3 protein-coding genes are annotated in these 3,979 nt (G+C 40.2%); 1 reads left to right on the forward strand and 2 read right to left on the reverse strand.

Annotation, left to right across the window (positions count from 1 at the left end):
- Both tatC and ACNI3T_RS11160 read right to left on the reverse strand, forming a co-directional pair.
- The coding region (tatC, locus tag ACNI3T_RS11155; RefSeq protein WP_418227850.1) for a twin-arginine translocase subunit TatC at nt 1-804 on the reverse strand (804 nt) is incomplete at its 3' end.
- On the reverse strand, nt 804-1,769 hold the full coding sequence (locus tag ACNI3T_RS11160) for a KpsF/GutQ family sugar-phosphate isomerase (RefSeq protein WP_418227851.1): 966 nt from the start codon (nt 1,767-1,769) through the stop codon (nt 804-806). The genes ACNI3T_RS11160 and tatC, both read right to left, overlap by 1 nt.
- 84 nt (nt 1,770-1,853) lie before the next feature.
- Between ACNI3T_RS11160 and ACNI3T_RS11165 the strand changes: the two genes are divergently transcribed.
- The coding region (locus ACNI3T_RS11165) for a RecQ family ATP-dependent DNA helicase (protein WP_418227852.1) at nt 1,854-3,979 on the forward strand (2,126 nt) is incomplete at its 3' end.

The raw sequence follows: 3,979 nt of genomic DNA on the forward strand, positions 1-3,979 counted from the left end.
ATACATGAACTTCGAAATGATAATACTCACTTCATAAAGTATCAATACCGGGATGGCGACGATGATCTGGCTCACGATATCTGGCGGGGTAATAACCGCAGAAAGAACCAGTACGATCACCAGTGCATATTTTCTGTATTTCTTTAGGAACTCTGGTGTTACTACTCCTACTTTAGTAAGGAAATAGATCACGATGGGAAGTTCAAAAATGAGTCCGCTGGCCAAAACAGATGCTCTTACCAGGCTTATATAACTACTAAGATCAAAATCGTTAAAAACGGTATCACTTACCTGGTACTTTCCGAGGAAATTGATGGATAGTGGAGTAACCACATAATATCCGAATAAAACTCCTAAAAAGAATAAAACCGAAGTAACGAAAATAAACCCTTTAGCATGATTTCTTTCATTGTCATGCATTGCCGGGGCGACAAATTTCCAGAACTCGTAGATCACATATGGAAAGGCAATGATAAATCCAGCTGTGATAGACGTCCAGACGTGGGCAGAGAACTGTCCTCCCATGGTTCTACTCTGGATTCGGAAATTCATTTCCTGGTCGCAAAAGCCACCATCTATTCCGAAGAGGCCAGATAGATCACATAATACTCGGTATGAGAAAAAATCAGGATTTGCAGGTCCAAAGAGCAGCACATCAAAAATAAACTCTTTCAAAACAAATGCTACACCTCCTGCGATCACTACGGCAAGTACCGCGCGAATCAAATGCCACCTCAATTCCTCAAGATGATCTAAAAAAGACATTTCATGTCCAGGTTCTTCCTGGGGGGCGATTCTTTCCATTATAAAATTCCTTCTCTTATTAAATTGTGCAGATGAACTACACCTGTATATTTTCCATTCTCAACAGCCAGTAGCTGAGAGATCTGATTCTTCTCAAGGATTTCCATAGCTACAACCGCAAGGGTATCCTGTTCGATCGTTTTTGGATCGGCACTCATAATATCCCGTGCCTTGAGTCCCTTTATTTCTCCGTGATCTTTCAGCATTCTACGAATATCACCATCTGTGATGATCCCGATGATACGGTCGTTTTCCAGCACTGCGGTCACACCGAGCATTTTTTCTGAAATTTCAATGATCACATTAGCTACATCGGTTTCCGCAGATACCATGGGCACCATATTTTGAGATACGATATCGCTAACTCTTAAATATAATTTCTTACCTAAAGAGCCTCCCGGATGATATTTTGCGAAATCCCTGCTGCTAAAGCCTTTCAGGTTTAGTAAACATACAGCAATAGCATCACCAATAACCATTTGTGCAGTTGTACTAGTAGTAGGAGCCAGATTATTAGGACAGGCTTCCATCTCAACATAACTGTTTAGAACATAGTCCGCCTGTTTCCCAAGAAATGATTCCTTATTTCCGGTGAGTCCAATAAGTACATTATGAAAATTCTTGATGAGTGGCACTAAAACCTTTATTTCAGGGCTATCTCCACTTTTAGAAATACAGATCACCACATCGTTATCCTGAACGATTCCAAGATCTCCATGTATCGCATCTGCCGCATGCATGAAAATGGATGGAGTGCCAGTGGAGTTGAGGGTGGCCACGATCTTATTGGCGATAATGGCACTTTTGCCAATACCAGTAACCACGACACGACCTTCAGACCTATAGATAACTTCTACCGCCTTAATGAATTCTTCGTCAATGTAATTTTCGAGATTCGCAATTGCTTTGGCTTCGTTGGAAATGGTTTCTTTCGCTGAAGAAATGATTTGCTCGCTAAGTTTCAAATTAGATTAAATTAAGAATTGCAGGTACTAAAGAAAACCGTATATTTAGTTATACAAATGTATGTAAAATTGTAACACAATTGAATGGGTTTGACCGAAATTGATTTACACAAAGAACTGAAGAAGTACTTTGGTTTTAGTCAGTTTAAGGGGCTTCAGGAAGATGTAATCACCAGTATCGTAAATGGCCATGACACATTCGTTGTTATGCCAACGGGTGGAGGTAAATCATTATGTTATCAGCTCCCTGCACTAATACAGGATGGAACAGCGATTGTTGTTTCCCCACTTATAGCTTTAATGAAGAACCAGGTAGATGCTATTCGTAGTATCTCTTCAGAATATGGTATTGCTCATGTTCTGAATTCCTCTTTAAATAAGACAGAAGTAAACCAGGTGAAAACAGATATCGATAATGGTGTCTGTAAACTGCTTTATGTGGCTCCGGAATCGCTGACCAAAGAAGATTATGTGGACTTTCTGAAGCATCAGAAGATCTCGTTCCTCGCCGTAGATGAAGCGCACTGTATAAGTGAATGGGGACATGACTTCAGGCCAGAATATCGGAATTTAAGGCATATACTTCAGCGTATAGGAGATAATATACCGGTAATTGGACTTACCGCCACGGCTACTCCCAAGGTTCAGGAAGATATTCTGAAGAACCTGGGAATCACAGATGCTAACACTTTTAAGGCAAGTTTTAACCGACCCAACCTGTACTACGAGGTACGTCCTAAAACCAAGAATGTTGATGCCGATATTATTCGTTTCGTAAAAAAGAACGATGGTAAATCGGGTATCATCTATTGCTTAAGCAGAAAGAAAGTGGAAGAGCTTGCCCAAACCCTTCAGGTAAATGGTATTAAAGCCGTTCCTTACCATGCCGGTCTCGACGCAAAAACACGTTCCAGACACCAGGATATGTTTCTTATGGAAGATATCGACGTGGTGGTGGCGACCATCGCCTTTGGGATGGGGATCGACAAGCCAGATGTTCGTTTTGTGATCCATCATGACATTCCAAAAAGTATAGAAAGTTATTACCAAGAAACTGGTCGTGCCGGTAGAGATGGTGGTGAAGGACATTGTCTTGCATTCTACAGTTATAAGGACATTGAAAAACTTGAGAAGTTTATGAGCGGTAAACCTGTCGCAGAACAGGAAATTGGTCATGCGCTATTACAGGAAGTGGTTGCTTTCGCTGAAACTTCTATTTCAAGAAGAAAATTCATACTGCATTATTTTGGTGAGGAATTCGATTCTGAAACCGGGGAAGGAGCAGATATGGATGATAATGTTCGGAATCCTAAGAATCAACATGAAGCCAAGGATGATCTGGAACTATTGCTGAAAACTGTAAAAGAAACAAATCAATTATATAAGTCTAAGGAAGTGGTGCGAACGCTTATTGGAAAAAGTAATGCGGTCATTCTTTCTCATAAGACCGATGAGCATCGTCTCTTCGGAAAAGGAAGTCACAAACATGCCGGTTACTGGATGGCACTTACCCGCCAGGCTTTAATTGCAGGATTCCTGAAAAAGGATATTGAAACTTACGGAGTGGTAAAACTTCCCAAGCGTGGGGAAGAGTATCTGAAGAATCCGGTGTCATTTATGATGACCGAGGATCATGTTTTTAATGATATTACTGAAGAAGTTGTTGTACCTCAAAAGTCGGCGAATACAGTTGATGATCAGCTGGTAAAAATGCTAAAGGAACTTCGTAAAAAGGTTGCCAAGAAAAAAGACCTGCCTCCATTTGTGATCTTTCAGGATCCATCATTAGAAGATATGGCTCTTAAATACCCGGTAAGTATAGAGGAATTGGGAAACATACACGGAGTAGGAGAAGGAAAGGCAAAAAAATATGGAGCCGATTTTGTAGATCTTATCTCTAGATATGTTGAGGATAATGATATTGTAAGGCCTGATGATTTTGTAGTGAAATCTACCGGAGCCAATAGTGCTTTGAAACTATTTATCATTCAGAGTGTAGACAGAAAATTACCATTATCAGATATTGCTTCTGCCAAAGGCATGCAAATGCCAGAGTTTATCAAAGAAATGGAAGCGATTGTCTACAGCGGAACTAAACTGAATATTGACTATTATCTAGATGATATTCTTGATGAAGATCAACAGGAAGAGATTCATGAATATTTTCTGGAAGCGGAAACCGATAAGATCGATGAAGCAATGGAAGAATT

The sequence above is a fragment of the Christiangramia qingdaonensis genome (assembly GCF_048381525.1).
In the GTDB taxonomy this organism is placed as follows: Bacteria; Bacteroidota; Bacteroidia; order Flavobacteriales; family Flavobacteriaceae; genus Christiangramia.